Genomic DNA, 17710 nt, shown 5'->3' with positions numbered 1-17710 from the left:
CTTGCGGACTCAGAGCTTCGGGATCCGCAGTTTCTGGCCCGGATAGATCTTGTCCGGGTGGCTCAGCATCGGCTTGTTGGCCTCGAAGATCGCGTTGTACTTGTTGGCATCGCCGTAGTACTTCTTGGAAATCGCCGACAGCGTGTCACCGCGAACCACGTCGTGGTACTGCGCCGGGTCGGCAGCGGGCGCGACCAGGTTGTTGTCGACCTGCGTGACGTTGGCCACGTTGCCGGCGGCGAGCGAGGCCTTCTCGCTGGCTTCCTGCGAAGGCGCATTGCCCGACAGCGTCACGACCCCGCTGGTCGCGACATAGGTGACCGCGAGATCGGTCAGGCCCAGGTTCTGGGTCTCGATGTAGGTCTTGATGGCGGCCGCGGCGGCCGCATCCTTGTCCGGCTCGGCTGCGTGCGCGGACGACCCGCCAAACAGCTTCTCCCCAGCCTCCTTGATGAAACTCAGCAAACCCATGATTTTCTCCTTCTGCCTTGGTGGATCGGACGGACCACTTTAACGGCGGAAGATGGCGCTTTCGCGTAGGCCGCGGTCGCAATGTGCAAGCGGCCGTAAGCACAACTCGCAATAATGCCGCGCATGGCATTCCTCGCGATCGACATCGGCAACACCCGCCTCAAGTGGTCCCTCTACGATGCGGCGCGGCCCGGCGCCGTGCCGATCGCGCATGGCGCCGAGTTCCTCGACCACATCGAGCGGCTGGCCGAGGGCCCGTGGGCCGACCTGCCGCCGCCCGATTCGATGCTCGGCTGCGTGGTCGCCGGCGACGCGGTGCGGCGCCGGGCCGAGGAGCAGCTGGTGGAGCGTTTCGAGTGCTCGCCGCGCTGGGTGGTGTCGAGCCAGGCCGAGGCCGGCATCGTCAATGGCTACGACCACCCGACCCGGCTGGGTGCCGACCGCTGGGTCGCCATGATCGGCGCGCGCCACCGGATGATGACGCAGGGCGCACCGCGGCCGATGGTGGTCGTGATGATCGGCACCGCGGTGACGGTCGAGGCGGTGGACGTGCACGGCAAGTTTCTGGGCGGCCTGATCCTGCCCGGCCACGGCATCATGCTGCGCGCGCTCGAGTCCGGCACTGCCGGGCTGCATGTGCCGACCGGCGAGGTGCGCGAATTCCCGACCAACACCAGCGACGCCCTGACCAGCGGCGGCACCTACGCGATCGCGGGCGCGGTGGAGCGCATGGTGCAGCACGTGCGGGCCCATTGCGGTGCCGAGCCGGCCTGCTACATGACCGGCGGCGCGGGCTGGAAGATGGCGCCGAGCATGAACGGCGATTTCGAGCTGGTCGACAGCCTGATCATGGACGGCCTCCTGGTGATCGCGCAGGAGCGGATGCTGGCCGGCTGACGCGCTCGCCGCTCAGCCCTTCCATAGCTGCGTGGCGGTGTGGATCAACAGCCCCACCAGCCCGCCGACCAGCGTGCCATTGACCCGGATGAACTGCAGGTCCCGGCCGATGTTGCGCTCGAGCTCAACGGTCATCTCGTCGGCGTTCCACTCGGCCACGCGCTCCACGATGTAGCGCCGGATGTCCTCGCGGTAGCGCTCGATCGCCCGCGGCGCGGCGTCGACGATCTGCTCGTTGATCCAGCGCCGCATCGCCTCGTCAGCCGAGAGCCGTGCGCCGAGCGTGCCGGCCATCGCGACCAGCCGCTGCCGGATGCTGGAGTCGCTCTTCGCGAGGTCGTCGTGCAGCCAGGCGAGCAGTTCGCTCCACAGCCCGTGCAGGTAGTCGCCGAGTGCCGGATGGGCCTGCAGATCGGCCCGGAGCGCCTCGCCGCGGCGCTGGAACTCGGGGTCGGTCTTGAGCCGTTCGACGAAGCCGGTCATGTAGGCGTCGAAGCGCAGCCGCAGCGGATGCGCCGGCTCGGCCGCCATCTCGCCCAGGGTGTGGACCGCCGCGGCCACGATCTTGCGCGTCGCCAGCCGGGCCGCCATCTGGTCCAGGCCGACATAGCGCAGGGTCTTGATCTCGCGCGCGATCGCCTCGGTGATGCGCTCCTGCATCTCCTCGCCCTCGACCACGGCCGTGACCTGGCGCAGCACGTCGTCGAGCAGCGCATGATGGCGTCCGCCCGCGGTCAGCGCATCGAGCGCCTGGCCAGCCAGCCGGGCCAGGTCGACCTGCGCCAGCCCGGCCGCCGCCATCCGGCCGAGGAAGTCGCGCACCCTCGTGTCGTCGAAGGCCGTCAGGCCGTAGCGCACGGCCGCCACCAGGTGGCCGCCGAGCTTGTCGGCGCTCTCGGGACGCGAGAGCCAGTCCGCCAGGCGGGCGGCCGGATCGAGCTGCGCCAGCTTGGCCAGCACCTGCGGCGTGCTCAGGAAGTTGTTGCAGATGAAGCCGGCGAGCCGGGCCCCGATGCGGTCCTTGTTGGCCGGGATGATCGCGGTGTGCGGGATCGGCAGGCCGAGCGGATGGCGGAACAGCGCCACCACCGCGAACCAGTCGGCGATGGCGCCGACCATCGCCGCCTCGGCGAAGGCCGCCACGTAGCCCCAGGCCGGATGGCGGGCCTCCAGCGCCGTCGCCAGCGCATAGAGCAGCGCGGCAGCGCCCAGCAGGGCCAGCGCGATGCGTTTCATGCCGTGGGCCGGGTCAGCGGATCTCCTTGGCCGCGGCCAGCCCCTGCAGGAACTGCTCGCAGCGCGCCAGCTGCTCCAGCGTGACGTACTCGTCGGGCTGGTGCGCCTGGGTGATGCTGCCCGGGCCGCAGACCACGGTCGGGATGCCGGCGTTCTTGAACAGGCCGGCCTCGGTGCCGAAGGCCACCAGGGTGGTCCGCGACTCCTTCGCGAGGCGCTGCGCGAGCCGGGTCACGGGCTCGTCGGCGGAGCTCAGGAAGCTCGGGATCTCGCAGATGGTCTCGAAGCTGAAGCCGGCATCGGGCGCGACCTTCTTCATCGCGACTTCGGTGCGGCTGGCGTAGTCGGCGACCTCCTTCTGCATCCGCGCCGCGTCGGCGGTCGGCAGGTTGCGGAACTCGTAGCGGAACTCGGCGTCGCGCGGCACCACGTTGTCGGCGATGCCGCCGTGGAACTGGCCCACGCTGGCGGTGCTGAAGGGGACGTCGAAGCCCTCGTAGCGCCGCTCGTCGCGCTCGAAGCCCTCGGCCATGTCGCGCAGCTTGCCGACCACCCGCGCCGCCATCTCGATCGCATTGACCGACTGCGGCGTCAGCGACGAATGCGCCTCCTTGCCGCGCACGCAGCACTTGTAGCGGTAGACGCCCTTGTGCGCGATCGCCGGGATCATCAGCGTGGGCTCGCCGATGATGCAGGCCAGCGGCTTGATGCCCTGGTCCTTCATGTCGGCGATCAGCTCCCGGACGCCGAAGCAGCCGACTTCCTCGTCGTAGCTGAAGGCGAAGTGGACCGCGAACGGCGAGTCGCTCTCGATGAAGCGCTCGGCATTGGCCAGGGCGATCGCGATGAAGCTCTTCATGTCGGCGGCGCCGCGGCCATAGAGGCGCGGCTCGACCCGTGCCGATTCGGCATCAGCGTCGTCGGCCGGCCAGTCCTGCACGATCGCCGACAGCGGGTCGACGCTCCAGTCCTGGCCGTCCCAGGGCACCGTGTCGGTGTGGCCGGAGACGATCACGCCGGCCTTCTTGCCGGCGCCCAGCGTGGCGAACAGGTTGGCCTTGGTCTTGTCGGCGTTGTAGGTGAGCCGGCTGCGCACGCCGAGGCCGGCCAGGTGGTCGCGCGCGAAATCGATCAGCTCGAGATTGCTGTTGGCGCTGACGGTGTTCATGCGCACCAGCGTCTGCGCGAGTTCGAGGCTGCGGGGGGAGAGCACTTGTGACATGCGAACCATTGTCCCGGAAGTTGCCAAACTTCTTGGGACATCGATAAGCGGCGAGCGCTTCGCCTGACCCGCCCAATTGGCCGGCTCCGGATGAGCTGCAGACAGGTCCGCAGCTGGTCGAGCTAGTTTTGGGTGTCGTCTGGGCCGGGTGGGGATCGCCCCGTGTGACGAAACGGGCGATCCGCGCCGGCGTCGTTCTCCTTGATCGGTCGCTTGCGCTTCTTGTAGTGGCCCATGACCACCGCCGCGGCTTCGGCGCCGAAGATCGCCTGCATGTTGGCGGCGGCGGTCGAGCGGGTGTCAAAGAGCGAGTAGAGCCGGCCGTCATCGAAGGCTCGCACGCAAGCGTCACGCAGAGCGCGTCGGCATCCGTTATAGAGGCGGTCGAAGGTGGGTTCGCCGTCATCATCGGCTTCGCCGGTCAGGTACTGCTGAATATTCGTCAGGTGGGCATCGATGGCGCCGCGGGAGCGGAATGGCACTTTAATGTCTCGCCACGCGAGCCCGGCGTTTTGGAGTTCCCATCTGCGGAGCCGACGAAGCGTTTCAATCGCTATGGCATTGCTCGCATCGGTTCCCGCCTCAGCCTGATCGAAGAAGGCCAGGTTCCGGGCCAGCATGTCTGAGTGCCGCTTGGCCGCGGAGATCACCGCCGAGACCTTCTTTGGGTCGATGGGGATTTCCGCGGCGAGGTCGACATCTGCAAGATTCAGGAGACGCTCTGGAATGTGCTGCCAGCTGATTGGAGCCTGCTTTCTCAGTTTTGCATTCGGGAGCCGAAGGATTCCGCGCTCTCGATCGAGCCAGTACGCTGATCGCCATTCGCCTGGGAGCGCGCCAGTGGCAATTCCTGCGACGAGCCAAGCGGTGGTCTTGGCAGCCCAATTGCGGGGGGACGAACGAGCACTCAGGAGGCCGTTTAAAACTGGCCCCAGATCCTCTTTGGGGATTGCCCGGGCTGAAACGCGGGTGTTTCGTACGATCTGTTGATCACGTAGGTTGAAGGCGCCAATGAGTTCGAGACCCTGCTCGCGGGACTCGTGCGGGAATTCGATGTCGGGCTGCTTTAGTGCCCATTTGATCGAGGCTTTGTAGGTAACTTTGGTGGCGGTGGTGAGCGTCTCGTCGCTGCGCAATTGCACGATTAGATCGGAAACCGTGACGAGGTCCGGGTCTAAGTTAAGGGCGGCCGCGGCGCGTTCAATCATCATACCAAAGTTCCGGCGGTATTTGACTGCGGTCTTGGCGGTGACCTGTCGGCGGGATTTGTTGGGTTTGCCTCGGCTCGCGGAGGATTCGGGCTCACCTGGAAAGTCGAATTCGCCGCGATCGCCGTGCGGGTTTTTGTCGCGGCTCAAGTCTGGATTGCTGCTCATAGTGTTTCTACGGTGGGGGCTGGGTAGTGGACTCGGGCCATCTCCGGCACATGTCTCAAAAGCGGCTCGTGTCTCATTGTCCGCGAGAGGCGCAATCCCCCCGGTTTCCGTCCAAATGGCTGATAAATGTGAGAGTTCCTGGTAACAAGTTCGAAAAATAGGCTGAAAACTGGCGAAAACGGCCATGCGAGCAACTGGGAATAAGCGCGCTTATGAACGGTTATCTGGCGATTTTGACACTTCATGGAGCACAAAATTTCTGAAATGAAGGGTGCTTGCAACTGGGAGTAGGTGTGCTTATTCTCATTTGTACGTCTTCTGCGCAAAGCCCGCGGAAAGGAGCGGGAAAAGCCGGGCCGTTTGAGGTGCTACGTCGAATCCATTCATGTAACTGACAATAAGTGAGCTTATTCCCAGTTTGACGCATGTCCCGAGTTGACGAAATATTACTGACTACTGGGAATAAGCGCGCTCAGTGACAGTTTTGTTGTCCATACTTCGCACAATCGCCTAGAAAATTCGCAGAAAACTGTGAATAAGCGCACTTAATCCCGGTTGCCCTCAGCGTCTGCTCATCATTCAAACTTCCCGGGGTCAGGCGGGGTGGGTCCTGGCGCATGGAGAAGAACTTGTCGAGGCCGGCCCGGGCCCGACCTGATTCGGACGCCGTGTGCGGCCGGGGCTCGCATGGCATCCACGCCTTCCAAAGTCATCTTTTTGACCATTTCGATGCGGCGGGCGAAGGTAATTCGGGCATGCTTGTGGGTGCTCATCCGGTTGGGCGTCCTGAGTGGATTGGGTGTTTGGCGACTTCCAGTCTCTCAAACCCAATCCGGATGAACACCGGACACAACCCATTGAAGCTTCACACCTGGTCCAGGGCACGATCTTTGCGGGCTCTATCCGCAAAGCCTAGACTCTTGCCCATGAAACTCATCGATTCCCTCGTCACCCAGGCGGCCGGCATCGCCGCGGTCCGACGCGACCTGCATGCCCATCCCGAACTCTGCTTCGAAGAAGTGCGCACCGCCGACGTGGTGGCGGCCAAGCTGACCGAGTGGGGGATTCCGATCCACCGCGGGCTCGGCACAACCGGGGTGGTCGGCATCGTCAAGAACGGCAGCAGCGAGCGCGCCGTCGGCCTGCGCGCCGACATGGACGCGCTGCCGGTGACCGAACTCAACACCTTCGAGCACGCCAGCCAGCACCACGGCAAGATGCACGCCTGCGGCCACGACGGCCACACCGCGATGCTGCTGGCGGCGGCGCAGCACCTGGCGAAGCACCGCAACTTCGACGGCACGGTCTACCTGATCTTCCAGCCGGCCGAGGAGGGCGGCGGCGGCGCCCGCGAGATGATCAAGGAGGGCCTGTTCGAGCAGTTCCCGATGGAGGCGGTGTTCGGCATGCACAACTGGCCCGGCATGAAGGCCGGCCAGTTCGCGGTCAGCCCCGGGCCGGCCATGGCCTCGAGCAACGAGTTCACCATCAGGATCACGGGCAAGGGCGGCCATGCGGCGCTGCCGCACACCGGCATCGACCCGGTGCCGGTGGCCTGCGAGATGGTGCAGGCCTTCCAGACCATCATCACGCGCAACAAGAAGCCGACCGATCCCGGCGTGATCTCGGTCACGATGATCCACGGCGGCGAGGCCAGCAACGTGATCCCCGACAGCTGCGAGATCAAGGGCACGGTGCGCACCTTCTCGCTCGAGGTGCTGGACCTGATCGAGTCGCGCATGAAGACCGTGGCCGAACATGTCTGCGCGGCCCACGAGGCCGAGTGCGACTTCCGCTTCCACCGCAACTACCCGCCGACCATCAACTCGGCCGCCGAGGCGAACTTCGCCCGCCGCGTGATGGCCGGCATCGTCGGCGCCGACAACGTGCTGGTGCAGGAGCCGGCCATGACCGCCGAAGACTTCGCCTTCATGCTGCTGGCCAGGCCGGGCGCCTATGCCTTCATCGGCAACGGCGACGGCAGCCATCGCGCCATGCACCACGGCGGCGGCCCGTGCCTGCTGCACAACGCGAGCTACGACTTCAACGACGACCTGATCCCGCTCGGCGCCACCTGCTGGGTGCAGCTGGCCGAACAGTTCCTCAACGGCCCGAAGCTGGCGGAAGGGGGCGCGGCATGATCGGCATCGCAGAAGCCTTCTCCGCGCGCTATGCGCAGGCCCGCCAGAAGTTCCTGCAGGGCTGCGACAGCGCCGGCCTCGCGGTGCGCTCGCATGTCCACCCGCTGAAGGGACGCGACGGCGAAGAGCTCGCGATGGACGTCGCGCTCGATGGCGACCCGCAGGCCGAGCGCATGCTGATCGTCACCAGCGCCTGCCATGGCGTCGAGGGCCACTGCGGCAGCGGCGTGCAGGTGTTCGCCCTGCATGACGCAGAGTGGCGCGAGAAGGCCAGGGCGCAGGGCGTGGCCGTGCTGTACGTGCATGCGCTCAACCCGCACGGGTTCTCGCACGGCCGCCGCGTGACCCACGAGAACTGCGACCTGAACCGCAACTTCTTCGATTTCGCCAAGCCGCTGCCGGTCAACAAGGACTATGCGGAAATCCACGCGCTGCTGCTGCCCGAACAATGGCCGCCGACCGCGGCCAACGAGGCCGCCCTCGGCGCCTGGATCGAGAAGAACGGCCCCACCGCCTACCAGGCGGCCGTGACCCGCGGCCAGTACCAGTTCGACGACGGCCTGTTCTTCGGTGGCAAGGCGCCGACCTGGAGCAACGACACGCTGCGCAAGGTTCTGCGCACGCAGGTGCAGGCGGCCCGCCGGCTGGCCTGGATCGACCTCCACACGGGGCTGGGCCCGAACGGCCTCGGCGAGCGGATCTTTTCCTGCCGCGACGACAAGGCCGCCTATGCGCGCGCCAACGCGTGGTGGGGCACGCCGGCGGCGCCGGTGACATCGATCTACGACGGTTCCTCGACCTCGGCCTTCCTGACCGGCCTGATGTGGAGTTCGATCTACGAGGAATGCCCCGAGGCCGAATACACCGGCATCGCGCTCGAATACGGCACGGTCCCGGTGATGCAGGTGGTGGGCGCGCTCAGGGCCGACCACTGGCTGCACAAGCACCCCGAAGCGCCGCCCGAACTGGCCGCTTCGATCCGGGCCCAGATGCTGGAGGCCTTCTACACCGACACCGACGGCTGGCGCGGCCAGATCATCAGCCAGGCCAGGCAGGCGATGTTCCAGGCGGTGGATGGGCTCGCGAGCTAAGTCCTGATCCGGCCGTCGCCGGTGAGCATCGACAGTTCGACGAACTTCGACGCCACGTGGTTGCGCGGCGAGAACGAGACCTCGAAGCCGCCGAACTGCTGCCGGTCGATGCTCTCCAGACCGGCGATCAGGCTGTCGCGCGTCACCTTGCCGGGCGCCCGGCGCAGCCCCTCGACCAGCACCTTGGCAGCGATATAGCCTTCCAGGCTCGAGAAGTTGGCCTTGGTGGCGCCGCCGCTCTTGCGCTGGGCCTCGTTGAATTCGCGTGTGATGGCGTTCGCCGCGTTGTAGGGCGAAGGCACGACCTGCGTCACGACCACGCCGGCGCCGTCCTTGCCGAGCTCGTCCGACAGCGCCTGCGTGCCGACGAAGGACACGTTGAAGAAGGTGCCGCCGTAGCCTGCCTTGCGGGCTTCGCGGATGAAGGCGGCGCATGACTTGTAGGCGCTGACCTGGACCACGGCGTCCGGCTTCGCGGCGGCGATGGTCCTCACCGCGGCGGCGACATCCACCGAGTTGCGCTCGACCGTGGCGAGCGCGGTCGGCTTCAGGTCGAGCTGCGCCAGCGCCAGGGTCACGCCGTCGAGCCCGGCCTTGCCGTAGGCGTCGTTCTGGTAGAAGACCGCGATCTTCTTGAGGCCCAGGTGGGTGAGCTGCTTGACGATCAGCGCGGTCTCGTCGTTGTACGAGGCGCGCAGGTGGAAGACGTTCCTGTGGAAGGGCTCACGCAACGCCATCGCGCCGGTGAAGGGGGCGATGAACGGCACTTTCGCGTTGACCGCCAGCGGCAGCGCCGCCAGGCTGGTCGGCGTGCCGATGTAGCCGAACAGCGCGAAGGCCTCCTCGTCGATCAGCTTCCTGGTGTTGGCCGCGCAGCGGTCGGGCTCGTAGCCGTCGTCCAGGAACTTGATCTGCACGTCGCGATGGCCCGGCTGGGCGTTGTACTGGTCGAGGTAGAGCTTGGCGCCTTCGTAGAACTGGATGCCCAGCTGCGCGGCCGGCCCGGTGAAGGGGGCGGACTGGCCGAGGATGATCGGCGTCTCGCTCTGCGCCCGCGCCGGCTGGAAGCCGGCCAGCGCCGCGGCGCCGGTGGCGATTGAAAATTGTCTGCGGCTGATCATCGTGAATACCCCTTTGCGCGTGTTCGCATCGTTCAAACTAGACTTGCGGGTTGGTCTTCGCTCCGGTCGAACAATGACTTCCCCCACCCCCTCGAATTCAGTGACCCAGGTGCTCGGCGCCTGCCCGCACGACTGCCCCGATACCTGTGCCCTCGTGACCACCGTGCAGGACGGCGTGGCCGTCAAGCTGCAAGGCAATCCCGACCACCGGCACACCGCCGGCGTGCTCTGCACCAAGGTCTCGCGCTACATCGAGCGCAACGACCACCCCGAGCGCCTGGTCCAGCCGATGAAGCGCGCTGGGCCCAAGGGCAGCGGCCGCTTCGAGCCGGTGAGCTGGGACGCGGCGCTCGACGTCATCGCTTCCCGCCTGAATGTATTGAAAGGTAACAATCCCCAAGGGATTCTCCCCTACAGTTACGCCGGAACGATGGGTCTTGTGCAGGGAGAGTCGATGGATCGTCGTTTTTTCCACAAGCTCGGGGCGTCGCTGCTGGACCGCACGATCTGCTCGACCGCTGGGGGTGAAGCCTTAAGTTTTATTTTGGGTGGCAAGGTGGGCATGCGGGTCGAATTCTTTGCCGAAGCCCGCCTGATCCTGATCTGGGGCAGCAACTCGATCGCCAGCAACCTGCATTTCTGGCGCCATGCGCAGGCCGCGAAACGGGCCGGCGCGCGGCTGGTGTGCATCGATCCACGCAAGACCGAGACCGCCGACAAGTGCGACGAGCACGTGGCGCTGCTGCCGGGCACCGACGCCGCGCTGGCTTTGGCCCTGATGCACGAGCTGATCGTGAACGACTGGCTCGACCACGACTACATCCAGCGCCACACCATCGGCTGGGACAAGCTGCGCGCGCGCGCGCTCCAGTGGCCGCCGGCCCGCGCCGCCGCGGTCTGCGGCGTGCCGGAGGCACAGATCGTGGCGCTGGCGCGCGCCTACGGCACCACCCGGCCGGCCGCGATCCGGCTCAACTACGGCATGCAGCGGGTGCGCGGCGGCGGCAATGCGGCGCGCGCCGTGGCCTGCCTCCCGGCGCTGGTCGGCGCCTGGCGCGAGCGGGCCGGCGGGCTGCTGCTGAGCAGCTCCGGCCAGTACCCCGTGAATCGGGCGGCCCTGCAGCGGCCCGACCTGCTGGCGGGGCGCCGGCCGCGGACCATCAACATGAGCACCATCGGCGACGCGCTGACCGACACGGCGAATCCGGTCGAGGCGCTGATCGTCTACAACAGCAACCCGGTCGCGGTCGCGCCCGACTCGGGCAAGGTGGTGGCCGGCTTCGCGCGCGAGGATCTCTTCACGGTGGTGCTGGAGCAGTTCCAGACCGACACCGCCGACTATGCCGACTACCTGCTGCCCGCCACCACGCAGCTCGAGCATTGGGACATCCACACCAGCTACGGCCACACCGACGTGCTGCTGAACCAGCCGGCCGTCGCGCCGCGCGGCCAGGCCCGCAGCAACACCTGGGTCTTCCGCGAACTGGCGCGCCGGATGGGCTTCGACGAGCCGTGTTTCTCCGACGGCGACGAGGCCGTCTGCCGCAGCGCCTTCGCGCCCGAGGTGGTCGACTTCGGGGAATTGCAGGCGCAGGGTTTCGCGACGCTGAAGCTGCCGGACGCGCCCTTTGCCGAAGGCAACTTCCCGACCGCCTCCGGGCGTTGCGAGTTCTTCAGCGAAGCGCTGGCGGCGATGGGCCAGGACGGGCTGCCCGACCACCTGCCCAACCACGAGGCCTTCGGCAGCTCGACCGAGTTCCCGCTGGCGATGATCTCGCCGCCGGCGCGCAACTTCCTCAACTCGAGCTTCGTCAACGTGCGCAGCCTGCGCGCGATCGAGGGCGAGCCGCTGCTCGAGATCCACGCCGCCGACGCGGCCGCGCGCGGCATCGCCGACGGCGCCACGGTGCGCATCTTCAACCAGCGCGGCGAGCACCGCTGCCGCGCCGAGATCTCGCGCCGCGCCCGGCCCGGCGTGGTGCATGGCCTGGGCATCTGGTGGCGCAAGCTCGGGCTCGACGGCACCAATGTCAACCAGCTCACCAGCCAGCGGCTGACCGACATCGGGCGCGGGCCGACCTTCTACGACTGCCTGGTCGAGGTCGAAGCCGTCGCGGTCCCCGAGCCGGCCGCGTCATGAGGTTTGGCAGGCGCGGCGCGGCAGCAGCGCTGGCGGTGCTCGCCGCGTCGGCGCTGCTGGCGGGCTGTGCCGACCTCGGCTACTACTGGCAGTCGGCCAGCGGGCACCTGGGTCTGATGCGCGCCGCCCGGCCGGTGCCCGAGTGGCTCGACGATCCGGCCACGTCGGAGGCGCTCAAGACCAAGCTGGCGCTGACGCAGCGCATCCGCCAGTTCGCGGTGGCCGAACTCGGTCTGCCCGACAACGACAGCTACAAGTCCTATGCCGACCTGCACCGCAACGCAGCGCTGTGGAACGTGGTCGCCGCACCGCCGCACGCATTGACCCTGAAGACCTGGTGCTTCCCGGTGGCGGGCTGCGTCGGCTACCGCGGCTACTACGACGAGGCCGCCGCCAATGCCGAGGCCGCCGCCCAGCAGTCGCAGGGCCTGGAGACCGCCGTCTACCCGGTGCCGGCGTACTCGACACTGGGCTGGATGAACTGGGCCGGCGGCGATCCGTTGCTGTCCACCTTCATCGGCTATCCGGAAGGCGAGCTGGCCCGGCTGGTGTTCCACGAACTCGCGCACCAGGTGCTGTACGTGCCCGACGACACCATGTTCAACGAGTCCTTCGCGACCGCGGTGGAACGCATCGGCGGGGCCCGATGGCTGCGCACGCGTGCGAGCGAGGCGGCGCGGCTCGACTACGCGCAGTTCGATGGCCGCCGCCAGCAGTTCCGCGCGCTCACGGCCGAGACGCGGCGGGCGCTGGAGGCGGTCTATGGTTCGCCCGCGGCCAAGGCGCAGGACTGGCCGGCGGTCGACGCGATGAAGGCCGACGCGATGGCCGATTTCCGGCAACGCTACGCGAAGCTGCGCGAAGGCTGGACCGGTCCGCGGCAGGGCGTCTACGACGGCTGGGTGGCGCGGGCCAACAACGCGATGTTCGGCGCCCAGGCCGCCTACGACGAGCTGGTGCCGGGCTTCGAGGCCCTGTTCGAGCGCGAAGGCGAAGACTGGCCGCGCTTTTACGCGGCGGTCAAGCGGCTGGCCGAAATGCCCAAGGCCGAGCGCCGGCAAGCGCTGCGGACCGAGGCCGCGCCGGCGACGGCGGGCGCCCCGACAGATCAACAACAACAAGGAGGCCGAGGTGGCTGACATCGTGATCGAACGCGCCCACCAACTCGGCCTGGCCGGTGCCCGGGAGGTCGCGCGCCGGTGGATGCGCAAGGCCGAGGAGGCGTACGGCCTGGAGTGCCGCTATGTCGAAGGGGCGGATGGCGACCAGGCGGCATTCACTCGCGACGGGGTCGATGGCCGGGTCGAGGTCGGCGCCGACCGCCTCCGGCTCGAGGCCACGCTGGGATTCCTGTTCGCGGCTTTCAGCGGGCAGATCGAGCAGCGGCTCGCAAGCAGCCTCGACGAATTGCTGGCCGGCGCGGCACCGGCCTGAGCCGGGCGCCGTTCAGCGCAGCGACTCGATCAGGTCGATGTACTGCTGCTTCGCCTCGTCGGCGCTCAATCCCTTGCGTGCGGTCCAGGCGTCCCACTTGGCGCGCGCCACGATGTCGCTGAAGCTGGGCTTCTTCTCGGCGTTGTCGCCGGCCGTGGCCTGCTTGAACAGGCCGTAGATCTTCAGCAGGGTGGGGTTGTCCGGGCGCTCGGCGAGCAGCTTGGAGTTGGCTTGGGCGGATTCGAACAGGGCGTTCAGGTCGGACATGAAAGATGGGAGCGTGATGAGGAACGAAGCGCGATCTTAAGTGACGGCGCCGTTGAGATAAATCAATCGATCAGTCCGGCCCGCGCCAGCTCGACATCGAGCCGCTCTCGCGCGTCGGCCGGTTCGAGGTGGGCCGCGCGCTCGTAGAGCCGGGTGGCCTCGGGCATGCGCGAATCGCCGTGCAGCATCAGCAGGCCGCGGGCGTATTCGATCAGCGCGCTGGCCGAGTGGGGGTTGAGCTGGAGCCCGCGCTCGAACAACGAGACGGCGGCGTCGGTGCGCACGCCGTAGGTCATGCGGCCCACCAGCGAGCCGACCTTGTCGATCACCTCGGCGTGAAAGGCCGCCAGCGCCACGTGGGCGTCGGCGTGCTGCGGCCGCAGCGCGATCAGGTGCTCGAGCGCGCCCTTGACCTTGGTCCCGAGGCCCTGCGCCAGGGCCCGCGCCACGCTGATGCCCTGGCTGTAGCGCCCCAGCGCGTAGGCCTGCCAGTACAGGGCCTGGCAATCGTCCGGGTCCGACGCGAGCTGCGCGGTGGCGCGCTCGGCCACCTGCTTGAACAGCGCCTGCCGCACGGATTCGCGCGGCTCGAGGTAGTTGGCGTAGATCGCCGTCGCCTGGTTGGCGAGCGCCAGGCCGTCCGGCGCGTGCGCCAGCCCGAGCGCGGCGGCGCGTTCGAAATCCCCGCTGTGATAGAGCGCCCAGCCCTCGGCGAGCGGACCCTGCGGTGGCGTCGGCAGGCCCTGACCGACATGCAGCCGGGGCCAGTGCAGGTGCAGGTCGGCGGCGTTGAAGCGAGGCCCGTCGCGGTAGGGCAGCCGGGTCCATTGCCCCACCGTATCGGGTTCCCGGGACGAAAGCAGCGAAAGCGGGTCGGGTGGGGGAGGATTCATTCGCTCTATGAGGTGTCAGGCCGTCGCGGATTGATCTTCGCCAGCATAAGCGCTGCTGAGCGCCAGCAGGTGGCGGCGTTGCTCGGTGGCGAGATAGGGCGCCAGCAGGTGCAGGGTGTGGTGGGCGCCGCGCATCAGCGCCCCCTGGGCGTGCGCCGGCTCCAGGGCCTCGCGCGGGTTGCGCACGTATTCGTAGCTGAGCCAGTAGGTCAGCACCACCACCATGCTCTGCGCCAGGGTGTCGACCTCTCGCGCATCGATATCGAGGTGGCCGGCGCGGCCCAGGCCGGCGATCAGGGCCCGGATGGCACGGGCCTTGTTCTTGAGCACCAGCTGAAACTGGGTCTCGAGATGGCGGTTCTTGCTGAGCAGGTCGTTCAGGTCGCGGTAGAGGAAGCGGTAGCGCCAGATCAGCTCGAACAGGCTGTGCATGAAGAACCAGGCGTCTTCGACGTCGTGCACGCCCTCGCTGGCATGCAGCAGTTCGAGCAGTTCGGTTTCATAGCCCTCGTAGAGCCGGTTGATCAGCTCGTCCTTGGCGGGGTAGTGGTAGTAGAGATTGCCGGGGCTGATGTTGAGCTCGCCGGCGACCAGGGTGGTGGAGACGTTCGGTTCCCCGAAGCGGTTGAACAGGTCAAGTGCGGCTTCGAGGATGCGTTGCGCAGTGCGGCGTGGCGCTTTTTTGGCCATGTCGTAGCCCCGTTTGTCTCGTGGGGAGCACTCTAGCGCAAGTCCGCGAAAGCAGGGGAGGCGGCGCGCCGGTGGGCGAGCGCCGCGCGGGCGCTCAGGGTCCGGTCAGGGCGCTTCAGCCGGCGCCGCCCGGCTTGTGCCGCTGCGAAGGCTTGGCCGGCTCCGAGGTCTTGCGCGCGGCGGTCTTGCGGGGCGCGGCGGCGCTGGCCTGGCGCTTGAGCTGCGCCTCGAGCGCCTCGACCCGGGCCCGCAGGGCCGCGACTTCGTCGGCCGACGGCACGCCGAGCTTTTCGAGGGCGCGGGCGACCCGGTCCTCGAAGATGTTCTCGAGCTTGCCCCACCCGCCCGCGGCCTTGGTGCCGAACTCGCTGGCGAAGCCGGCCATCCGGGCCTGCGCCTGGGCCAGGGTTTCTTCGGCGGCCTGCTGGGTCTTCTTCTGCACGCCGGCCCCATCCTTGACCAGGGCTTCGAAGGCCTTGCTGCCTTCCTGCTGCATCTTGGCGAAGGCACCCAGGCCCGCGAGCCAGATCTGCTGGGCGGAGTCCTTGATGCGGTCGGAGGGTTTGTCGTCGTCGGAGGTCGGCATGGGTCTTCCTTGGGATGGTTAGCCACTCTAGCGCGGCGGCCGGGGGTCGGTGTAGAGCGAAGGTCCTAGCTGCAAAATGAAACATTCGCGAATGGGATAATCATGGGTTCGAGCGCCGCCACAGGCGACATTTGACATTCGACAATAAAGAGGGACCCCCATGATCCTGGCAACCGGGGGCGCCGGCTTCATCGGCGCCAATTTCGTTCTCGACTGGGCTGATCAACAGGGGGAGGCCGTGGTTAACCTGGACAAGCTGACCTACGCGGGCAATCTCGAGACCCTGGCGTCGCTCGACGGCAATCCGAAGCACGTCTTCGTGCAGGGCGACATCGGCGACAGCGCCTTGCTCGACCGGCTGCTGGCCGAGTACAAGCCGCGCGCCATCGTCAACTTCGCGGCCGAGTCCCACGTCGACCGGTCGATCCACGGCCCCGAGGACTTCGTGCAGACCAACGTGCTCGGCACCTTCCGGCTGCTGGAGTCGGTGCGCGGCTATTGGAGCGCGCTGCCGGCCGACCAGAAGGCCGCCTTCCGCTTCCTGCACGTGTCGACCGACGAGGTCTACGGCTCGCTCTCGGCGACCGACCCGGCTTTTACCGAAGAGAACAAGTACGAGCCCAACAGCCCGTACTCGGCCAGCAAGGCAGCCAGCGACCATCTGGTGCGGGCCTGGCACCACACCTATGGGCTGCCGGTGCTGACGACCAACTGCTCGAACAACTACGGCCCCTTCCACTTCCCCGAGAAGCTGATCCCGCTGATGATCGTCAACGCGCTGGCCGGCAAGCCGCTGCCGGTGTATGGCGACGGCATGCAGGTGCGCGACTGGCTCTACGTCAAGGACCATTGCAGCGCGATCCGCCGCGTGCTCGAAGCCGGCCGGCTCGGCGAGACCTACAACGTCGGCGGCTGGAACGAGAAGCCCAACATCGAGATCGTCAACACCGTGTGCGCGCTGCTCGACGAGCTGCGTCCGCGGGCCGACGGCAAGAGCTACCGCGAGCAGATCATCTACGTCACCGACCGCCCGGGCCACGACCGCCGCTACGCGATCGATGCGCGCAAGCTCGAGCGCGAACTGGGCTGGAAGCCTGCCGAGACCTTCGACACCGGGATCCGCAAGACCGTCGAGTGGTATCTCGCCAACGGCGAATGGGTGGCCAACGTGCAGAGCGGTGCCTACCGCGAATGGGTGCAGAAGCAGTACGACGCTGCGCCCGCCAAGGCGGCGGCATGAAGCTGCTGCTGCTCGGCAAGGGCGGGCAGGTGGGCTGGGAGCTGCAGCGCAGCCTGGCGCCCCTGGGCGAGGTGGTGGCGCTCGATTTCGACAGCACCGACTTCCATGCCGATTTCAGCCGCCCGGAACAGCTGGCCGAAACGGTGCTGAAGGTGCGGCCCGACGTGGTAGTCAATTCGGCGGCGCACACCGCGGTCGACAAGGCCGAGAGCGAGCCGGAATTCGCGCGCAAGCTGAATGCGACCTCACCGGGCGTGGTGGCACAGGCGGCGCAGGAAGTCGGCGCCCTGATGGTGCACTACTCGACCGACTACGTATTCGATGGCAGCGGCAACAAGCCCTGGCTCGAGGACGACCTCACGGCGCCGCTCAGCGTCTACGGCAGCACGAAGCTCGAAGGTGAGCTCTTGGTCGCGCTGCACTGCGTGCGGCACCTGATCTTCCGGACCAGCTGGGTCTATGCGGCGCGCGGCGGCAACTTCGCCAAGACGATGCTGCGGCTGGCCAAGGAGCGTGACCGTCTGACCGTGATCGACGACCAGTTCGGCGCACCGACCGGGGCGGAGCTGCTGGCCGACGTGACGGCTCATGCGATCCGCGCGACCCTGGCCGATCCGGCCAAGGCGGGGCTGTACCACCTCGTGGCGGGCGGCGAGACCACCTGGCACGGTTATGCGCGCTTCGTGCTGGCGCAGGCAAGGGCGGCAGGGGTTGAGCTCAGGGCTTCGCCCGAGGCGGTGGATGCGGTGCCGACCAGCGCGTTCCCCACGCCAGCCGTACGCCCCCACAATTCACGGCTGAACACGGACAAGCTGCAGTCCACGTTCGGTCTCAAGCTGCCCCACTGGCAGCTTGGCGTCGCGCGCATGCTGGCCGAAATCCTCTAACTCACGACTCCCCAAAGA

17 protein-coding genes and 1 pseudogene are annotated in these 17710 nt (G+C 67.4%); 8 read left to right on the top strand and 10 right to left on the bottom strand.

Going from position 1 to position 17710, the window contains the following annotated elements:
- Positions 1–9 precede the first annotated feature (9 nt).
- Positions 10–471, bottom strand: coding sequence for a peptidoglycan-binding protein LysM (gene lysM, locus QTI17_RS15555; RefSeq protein ID WP_286534200.1), 462 nt, complete (start codon positions 469–471; stop codon positions 10–12).
- A 123-nt stretch (positions 472–594) separates the two neighbouring features.
- Between lysM and QTI17_RS15550 the strand changes: the two genes are divergently transcribed.
- A complete protein-coding gene (locus QTI17_RS15550) occupies positions 595–1368 on the top strand; it encodes a type III pantothenate kinase (protein ID WP_286522095.1) in 774 nt (257 codons plus the stop codon).
- A gap of 12 nt (positions 1369–1380) precedes the next feature.
- On the opposite strand, the gene QTI17_RS15545 is transcribed toward QTI17_RS15550, so the two are convergent.
- The 4 genes and pseudogenes from QTI17_RS15545 to QTI17_RS35230 all read right to left on the bottom strand — a co-directional run.
- A complete protein-coding gene (locus QTI17_RS15545) occupies positions 1381–2604 on the bottom strand; it encodes a DUF445 domain-containing protein (protein WP_286534198.1) in 1224 nt (407 codons plus the stop codon).
- Positions 2605–2617: 13 nt separating this feature from the next.
- The gene (gene argE / locus QTI17_RS15540) at positions 2618–3826 is read right to left on the bottom strand and encodes an acetylornithine deacetylase (RefSeq protein ID WP_286534197.1); all 1209 of its coding nucleotides are present in this window, start codon (positions 3824–3826) and stop codon (positions 2618–2620) included.
- 122 nt (positions 3827–3948) lie between these two features.
- Positions 3949–5202, bottom strand: coding sequence for a hypothetical protein (locus tag QTI17_RS15535; RefSeq protein ID WP_286534195.1), 1254 nt, complete (start codon positions 5200–5202; stop codon positions 3949–3951).
- A 662-nt stretch (positions 5203–5864) separates the two neighbouring features.
- A pseudogene (locus tag QTI17_RS35230) lies at positions 5865–5975 on the bottom strand (IS481 family transposase); the annotation flags it as partial.
- Between the two features lie 153 nt (positions 5976–6128).
- On the opposite strand from QTI17_RS35230, the gene QTI17_RS15530 reads away from it, so the two are divergent.
- Positions 6129–7343 (top strand): M20 aminoacylase family protein, encoded by a 1215-nt coding sequence (locus QTI17_RS15530; protein WP_286534193.1) that lies wholly within the window; start codon positions 6129–6131, stop codon positions 7341–7343.
- Positions 7340–8434, top strand: a complete 1095-nt coding sequence (locus QTI17_RS15525) for a M14 family metallopeptidase (protein WP_286534191.1) — start codon at positions 7340–7342, stop codon at positions 8432–8434. Before QTI17_RS15530 ends, QTI17_RS15525 begins: the two co-directional genes overlap by 4 nt.
- On the opposite strand, the gene QTI17_RS15520 is transcribed toward QTI17_RS15525, so the two are convergent.
- On the bottom strand, positions 8431–9555 hold the full coding sequence (locus tag QTI17_RS15520) for an ABC transporter substrate-binding protein (protein ID WP_286534189.1): 1125 nt from the start codon (positions 9553–9555) through the stop codon (positions 8431–8433). The two genes, QTI17_RS15525 and QTI17_RS15520, sit on opposite strands and share 4 nt — an antisense overlap.
- 73 nt (positions 9556–9628) lie before the next feature.
- Here QTI17_RS15520 and QTI17_RS15515 point away from each other — a divergent pair, with 73 nt between their 5' ends.
- Genes QTI17_RS15515 through QTI17_RS15505 form a run of 3 tightly spaced genes read left to right on the top strand, consistent with a single transcriptional unit; the run spans position 9629 to position 13129 of the window.
- Entirely contained in the window at positions 9629–11695 is a 2067-nt protein-coding gene (locus QTI17_RS15515) for a molybdopterin-containing oxidoreductase family protein (RefSeq protein WP_286534186.1), read from the top strand.
- A complete protein-coding gene (locus tag QTI17_RS15510) occupies positions 11692–12834 on the top strand; it encodes an aminopeptidase (protein ID WP_286534185.1) in 1143 nt (380 codons plus the stop codon). Before QTI17_RS15515 ends, QTI17_RS15510 begins: the two co-directional genes overlap by 4 nt.
- On the top strand, positions 12827–13129 hold the full coding sequence (locus tag QTI17_RS15505; RefSeq protein ID WP_286534183.1) for a polyhydroxyalkanoic acid system family protein: 303 nt from the start codon (positions 12827–12829) through the stop codon (positions 13127–13129). Before QTI17_RS15510 ends, QTI17_RS15505 begins: the two co-directional genes overlap by 8 nt.
- Before the next feature lie 12 nt (positions 13130–13141).
- Here QTI17_RS15505 and QTI17_RS15500 read toward each other — a convergent pair whose 3' ends face one another.
- The 4 genes from QTI17_RS15500 to QTI17_RS15485 all read right to left on the bottom strand — a co-directional run bounded on the left by QTI17_RS15500 (position 13142) and on the right by QTI17_RS15485 (position 15565).
- Positions 13142–13396, bottom strand: a complete 255-nt coding sequence (locus QTI17_RS15500; protein WP_286534182.1) for an acyl-CoA-binding protein — start codon at positions 13394–13396, stop codon at positions 13142–13144.
- Between the two features lie 62 nt (positions 13397–13458).
- Positions 13459–14289: a tetratricopeptide repeat protein gene (locus tag QTI17_RS15495; protein WP_286534180.1), complete on the bottom strand. Its 831-nt coding sequence runs from the start codon at positions 14287–14289 to the stop codon at positions 13459–13461.
- Positions 14290–14304: 15 nt separating this feature from the next.
- Entirely contained in the window at positions 14305–14979 is a 675-nt protein-coding gene (locus tag QTI17_RS15490) for a TetR/AcrR family transcriptional regulator (protein ID WP_286534179.1), read from the bottom strand.
- A gap of 115 nt (positions 14980–15094) precedes the next feature.
- Positions 15095–15565 carry a phasin family protein gene (locus tag QTI17_RS15485; RefSeq protein WP_286534177.1) on the bottom strand — a complete coding sequence of 157 codons (471 nt, stop codon included), beginning with the start codon at positions 15563–15565 and terminating at the stop codon, positions 15095–15097.
- 160 nt (positions 15566–15725) lie between these two features.
- On the opposite strand from QTI17_RS15485, the gene rfbB reads away from it, so the two are divergent.
- Together rfbB and rfbD are read left to right on the top strand one after the other, a co-directional pair.
- Positions 15726–16805 carry a dTDP-glucose 4,6-dehydratase gene (gene rfbB, locus QTI17_RS15480; protein WP_286534174.1) on the top strand — a complete coding sequence of 360 codons (1080 nt, stop codon included), beginning with the start codon at positions 15726–15728 and terminating at the stop codon, positions 16803–16805.
- Positions 16802–17692, top strand: coding sequence for a dTDP-4-dehydrorhamnose reductase (gene rfbD / locus QTI17_RS15475; protein WP_286534173.1), 891 nt, complete (start codon positions 16802–16804; stop codon positions 17690–17692). The genes rfbB and rfbD overlap by 4 nt, the downstream gene beginning before the upstream one ends.
- Positions 17693–17710 lie beyond the last annotated feature (18 nt).

It is taken from the genome of Variovorax sp. J31P179 (assembly GCF_030316985.1).
GTDB lineage: Bacteria > Pseudomonadota > Gammaproteobacteria > Burkholderiales > Burkholderiaceae_C > Variovorax > Variovorax ginsengisoli_B.
This window is presented reverse-complemented; position numbering and strand designations above follow the sequence as displayed.

Excerpts from the sequence above, each read along its gene's own strand:
- lysM (WP_286534200.1), bottom strand. The coding sequence starts at position 471 with ATGGGTTTGCTGAGTTTCATCAAGGAGGCTGGGGAGAAGCTGTTTGGC.
- QTI17_RS15550 (WP_286522095.1), top strand. The coding sequence starts at position 595 with ATGGCATTCCTCGCGATCGACATCGGCAACACCCGCCTCAAGTGGTCC.
- QTI17_RS15545 (WP_286534198.1), bottom strand. The coding sequence starts at position 2,604 with ATGAAACGCATCGCGCTGGCCCTGCTGGGCGCTGCCGCGCTGCTCTAT.
- argE (WP_286534197.1), bottom strand. The coding sequence starts at position 3,826 with ATGTCACAAGTGCTCTCCCCCCGCAGCCTCGAACTCGCGCAGACGCTG.
- QTI17_RS15535 (WP_286534195.1), bottom strand. The coding sequence starts at position 5,202 with ATGAGCAGCAATCCAGACTTGAGCCGCGACAAAAACCCGCACGGCGAT.
- QTI17_RS15530 (WP_286534193.1), top strand. The coding sequence starts at position 6,129 with ATGAAACTCATCGATTCCCTCGTCACCCAGGCGGCCGGCATCGCCGCG.
- QTI17_RS15525 (WP_286534191.1), top strand. The coding sequence starts at position 7,340 with ATGATCGGCATCGCAGAAGCCTTCTCCGCGCGCTATGCGCAGGCCCGC.
- QTI17_RS15520 (WP_286534189.1), bottom strand. The coding sequence starts at position 9,555 with ATGATCAGCCGCAGACAATTTTCAATCGCCACCGGCGCCGCGGCGCTG.
- QTI17_RS15515 (WP_286534186.1), top strand. The coding sequence starts at position 9,629 with ATGACTTCCCCCACCCCCTCGAATTCAGTGACCCAGGTGCTCGGCGCC.
- QTI17_RS15510 (WP_286534185.1), top strand. The coding sequence starts at position 11,692 with ATGAGGTTTGGCAGGCGCGGCGCGGCAGCAGCGCTGGCGGTGCTCGCC.
- QTI17_RS15500 (WP_286534182.1), bottom strand. The coding sequence starts at position 13,396 with ATGTCCGACCTGAACGCCCTGTTCGAATCCGCCCAAGCCAACTCCAAG.
- QTI17_RS15495 (WP_286534180.1), bottom strand. The coding sequence starts at position 14,289 with ATGAATCCTCCCCCACCCGACCCGCTTTCGCTGCTTTCGTCCCGGGAA.
- QTI17_RS15490 (WP_286534179.1), bottom strand. The coding sequence starts at position 14,979 with ATGGCCAAAAAAGCGCCACGCCGCACTGCGCAACGCATCCTCGAAGCC.
- QTI17_RS15485 (WP_286534177.1), bottom strand. The coding sequence starts at position 15,565 with ATGCCGACCTCCGACGACGACAAACCCTCCGACCGCATCAAGGACTCC.
- rfbB (WP_286534174.1), top strand. The coding sequence starts at position 15,726 with ATGATCCTGGCAACCGGGGGCGCCGGCTTCATCGGCGCCAATTTCGTT.
- rfbD (WP_286534173.1), top strand. The coding sequence starts at position 16,802 with ATGAAGCTGCTGCTGCTCGGCAAGGGCGGGCAGGTGGGCTGGGAGCTG.